The sequence below is a fragment of the Alcanivorax sp. UBA3183 genome (assembly GCF_002364155.1).
Taxonomy (GTDB): Bacteria; Pseudomonadota; Gammaproteobacteria; order Pseudomonadales; family Alcanivoracaceae; genus Alcanivorax; species Alcanivorax jadensis.
Genome location: NZ_DEXN01000025.1, coordinates 7,292 through 11,205, shown reverse-complemented (window position 1 = coordinate 11,205; position 3,914 = coordinate 7,292). Strand labels below are relative to the sequence as shown.

Annotated in this window: 4 protein-coding genes; all 4 read right to left on the bottom strand. The window is 61.6% G+C overall.

Annotated elements, in window-relative coordinates; genetic code table 11:
- Positions 1 to 53 precede the first annotated feature (53 nt).
- Positions 54 to 785, bottom strand: coding sequence for a copper resistance protein B (locus B3Q33_RS10065; protein WP_272961982.1), 732 nt, complete (start codon positions 783 to 785; stop codon positions 54 to 56).
- The gene (locus B3Q33_RS10060; protein WP_273010193.1) at positions 782 to 2,647 is read right to left on the bottom strand and encodes a copper resistance system multicopper oxidase; all 1,866 of its coding nucleotides are present in this window, start codon (positions 2,645 to 2,647) and stop codon (positions 782 to 784) included. Before B3Q33_RS10060 ends, B3Q33_RS10065 begins: the two co-directional genes overlap by 4 nt.
- Positions 2,648 to 2,683: 36 nt before the next feature.
- Positions 2,684 to 3,043 (bottom strand): hypothetical protein, encoded by a 360-nt coding sequence (locus B3Q33_RS10055; protein ID WP_272961984.1) that lies wholly within the window; start codon positions 3,041 to 3,043, stop codon positions 2,684 to 2,686.
- A 62-nt stretch (positions 3,044 to 3,105) separates the two neighbouring features.
- Positions 3,106 to 3,729, bottom strand: coding sequence for a LysE family translocator (locus B3Q33_RS10050; protein ID WP_272961985.1), 624 nt, complete (start codon positions 3,727 to 3,729; stop codon positions 3,106 to 3,108).
- Positions 3,730 to 3,914 lie beyond the last annotated feature (185 nt).

Below are 3,914 nucleotides of genomic sequence, written 5' to 3'. Positions count from 1 at the left end.
CCTCAGGCTCAGTGGCACCCTACGCAAGATTGCTGCCTTCGGGTTTTTCAGAATCAGAAATGGATCCCGGCCACCAGCGATGCTTCCTCCGGATCACCACCCGCCGCCCGCGTCCTGTCGGCGGTATCACCGTATTGTTTTTCCCAATGAATGCCGATGTAGGGGGCCAGCTCCCGGCGGATTTCGTAGCGCAGCCGCAGGCCGGATTCAATGGCGACCAGACCGTCGCCGATCCCCAGGTCGTCATCGTCCTTGCCGTAGAAGCTGGCTTCCACCTCCGGTACCAGCGCCAGACGCTGGCTCAACATCAGCTCGTATTCCACTTCCAGACGCAATTCGCTGAGGTTGTCTTCACCCAGGAATAACTGGGCGTCGAGCTCGAACCAGTAGGGCGCCAGGCCCTGAATGCCCAGGCTGGCCCAGTCCCGGTTGGGATTGTCCGGTTGCCAGTCCCGGCGCCAGCCCAGTTGCCAGTCCCAGTAGGGGGCGAAGGCATGGCTCCAGGCGAGTCGTGTTTCGGCGCTTTCCGTGCCGGCGTCTTCGTCGTGGTGTTCCGGGTCCATCAGCCGTTCGCCTTCCGTGGACAGGTAAAGCTTGTTCAGGTCGCCGCCATACCAGGCGTTGGCATCCCAGCCCAGCACCGTGCCTTCGTCACTGTCACGCAGCTCAAGCTGGTCCACCAGCACTTTGCTGAAGCGGGGCGGGTGTTCGCTCATGGACCAGGCCGGCGTGGCGGCGGTCATGGCTGTCAGGGCGCTGAACAGAAAGGTCGATGTTTTCATCATGCGTCCTCCCCGTGAGCGCCATGGTGTGAGTGGTTGCCGTCCGTTGGAGCGTCGACCACGCGGACTTCCCGGAACATGCCAGCGTCCATGTGGTAGAGCAGGTGGCAGTGATAGGCCCAGCGGCCCAGGGTATCGGCGCGCACCAGGTAGCTGAGTTTCTCACCGGGTTTCACGGTGACGGTGTGTTTGCGCAGCAGCTTGCCATTGCCCACTTCCAGATCACTCCACAGCCCATGCAGGTGGATGGGGTGGGTCATCATGGTGTCGTTGACCAGGGTGATGCGAACCCGTTCGTTGTGATACAGCTCCAGCGGTACGGCATCGGCAAATGGAATACTGTTGAAGCTCCACATGTAGCGGGACATGTTGCCGGTCAGGTGCAGCACAATTTCCCGGTCCGGGTGCAGGCTGTCTGGTGGGCCGTCCTCAGTTTCCATGTCCGAATAGGTGAGTACTTTCCAGTCCCGGTCGCGCAGGCCGATGCCCGGGTCGGCGAGCATCGCGCCGGGGGCCATGGCGCGCATGTCCACGCCGGGGCCGTATTCAGTGGCAGCATGCTCGGTGGCACTGTTTCTGGGCGGCAGGTCCGGGTTGTCTGGATCTTCCGCGAAGGGAACGGCGTCGGTGTGATCCATGCCGTTCATGCTGTGATTCATCTGCCCATGGTCCATGCTGCTCATCGTCATGGTGTCATGGTCCATGCCTGTATGGCTGTCGCCGTGTTGCATGGCACCCATGCCCATCTCGGTATGGCCCAACAGCGGCGGCGGATCCATCTCCGGCACCGGGGCGACCATGGTCGGGTCGGGTGTCAGGGTGCCACGGGCAAAGCCGCTGCGGTCGATACTCTGGGCAAACAGGGTGTAGGCCCGATCCGCTTTGGGTTCCACGATCACATCCAGGGTTTCAGCCACGCCCAGGCGCACCTCGTGGAAGGGCACCGGTTTGACCGGCTGGCCATCCATGGCGATCACGGTCATGTCCAGGCCGGGAATGCGGATATCGAAAAAGGTCATGGCGCTGGCGTTGATGAAGCGCAGGCGGAGGCGTTCACCCGGATTGAACTGGCAGGTCCAGTTGCCGTTGGGGCTCTGGCCATTCATCAGGTAGGTGTAGGTGTAACCGGTCACGTCGGCCAGGTCCCGGTCGCTCATGCGCATGGTGTTCCACATATGGCGATCCTTGAGGGTCTGGATCACGCCCTTGTCGCGGAAATCGCGCAGGGTGTCGAACACGGTGCGTTCGTTGAAATTGTAGTAGTGGCTGAGCTTTTTCAGGGTGGCGAAGATGTGGTTCGGGTCCTCGTCACTCCAGTCTGACAACACGATGACCTGGTCCCTGTCCGCGGCATGGGGCTCCGGGTTTTTCGGATCAATGATGATGGAACCGTAGAGTCCGGTCTGTTCCTGAAAGCCGGAATGGCTGTGATACCAGTAGGTGCCGTTCTGCTTGATCGGAAAGCGGTAGGTAAAGGTTTCTCCCGGTTTGATGCCATCAAATGACAGCCCCGGTACGCCGTCCATTTCAAACGGCAGCAGCAGGCCATGCCAGTGGATGGAGCTGGTTTCCGGCAGCAGGTTGGTGACCTTGAGGGTGACGGTATCGCCTTCGCGCCAGCGCAGTGTGGGGCCGGGGACGATGCCATTGATGGTGGTTGCCGGCCGGGTCTTGCCGGTGATGTTGACGTCGGCGCCACCCAGAGTCAGGTGGAAGGTGTCACCGGTAAGCGTGGGGGCGCCGGTGTGGCCCTGACGGGCCAGCAGCTGGGCGGATGTCAGACCCAGCCCCAGACCAGTGGCTCCGAGCGCCAGGCCCTGCACGAAACGGCGTCGTGGCAGGGAAAACGGGGGTGCGGTTTTCATGATGGATCTCCTGATTGTTTGAGTGGAACAGCGAACTCAAACAGTCAGGGACGGTGGCCGTAACGGCAGGTGGTGGATGCCATCGTGAAGGCCGGTCTCCAGGCTGGGGTGCCAGGGGCGCTCGGGGATATCCGCCTGCCCGCTGAACAGGGCGACGGTGGTGGCACTGATCTGGCACAGGGTCAGGCACTGGCAACCGTCATCCTGGGGGCAGTGCTGGCTGTCGCCATGGTCGGGCTGTGCCATGTCAGCATGGTGATGGCAATGGGGCTGGGGGGCGGTATCCAGATGGCTCAAGGAAACCTGCGCAGACACACTGCTTGTCACCACCAGCATCAGGGTGGCAAGCAGTCCGGCCAGCAAGGACCGGTAATCGAGGCGCAGATATTGTTTCATGGAACCATTATTAACCTCGGTGCTACCCCAAGGTCAAAGAGGAAATTAAAGGATGCCTGACGTCACGCTGCCTGCCACACCACACTCGCGGCGATGACGACCAGCAACACGGCGGTGCCTTTTTCCACCCAGTGATGGTGGGCCCGCAGCCACGGCAGAAAACGGCTTCGGCCCAGCAATACGGCCACCAGTACATACCAGCCGCCATCGATGAACATGGAGGTCAGCACCATCTGGATGCGGGCGGCCTGGGCCATGTCCGTCTGCAGGAACTGGCTGAACAGGGCGAGGAAAAACAGGGCCACTTTCGGATTCAGGAACGCCACCAGAAAGCCGTCGCGGGCAGCGCCATGCAGGACGTTGAATTGGCTGGAGTTATCCATGGGCGCCAGCGGTTGCTTGCCCGCCTGCCAGCTTTTCCAGGCCATCCACAGCAGGAACAAGGCGCCACTCAGGCTGAAGAATAATTCCAGTGACGGGTAGCGGTGGAACAGTACCGCCAGCCCGGTGACGGTGGCGGTGGCCCAGATACCGATTCCCAGGGCATGGGTAACCCCGGCGATGGCCCCGGCTCGGGGACCGCCATGGAGGGTGTGGCGGGTGATCACCGCCAGGCTGATGCCGGGCGCCATGGCACCCAGGGCGCAGACGCTGGCCAACAGTAGCCAGTCGTGAAGAGGGAGCATTCAGTATCTCGTTACACGCAAAAGGGAGAGACTGTAACGGGTTGGTGTGACAGGTTGAAGAGCAGGCAATGGGGCTACGAAGCCCCTGTAGGAGCACCCCTTGAGGTGCGAACCGGTTAACAGGTTTGACGTTACCAGATAGATTTCCCTCGCCTGAGCTCGGGTTCGCACCTCGAGAGGTGCTC

Excerpts from the sequence above, each read along its gene's own strand:
- B3Q33_RS10065 (WP_272961982.1), bottom strand. The coding sequence starts at position 785 with ATGATGAAAACATCGACCTTTCTGTTCAGCGCCCTGACAGCCATGACC.
- B3Q33_RS10060 (WP_273010193.1), bottom strand. The coding sequence starts at position 2,647 with ATGAAAACCGCACCCCCGTTTTCCCTGCCACGACGCCGTTTCGTGCAG.
- B3Q33_RS10055 (WP_272961984.1), bottom strand. The coding sequence starts at position 3,043 with ATGAAACAATATCTGCGCCTCGATTACCGGTCCTTGCTGGCCGGACTG.
- B3Q33_RS10050 (WP_272961985.1), bottom strand. The coding sequence starts at position 3,729 with ATGCTCCCTCTTCACGACTGGCTACTGTTGGCCAGCGTCTGCGCCCTG.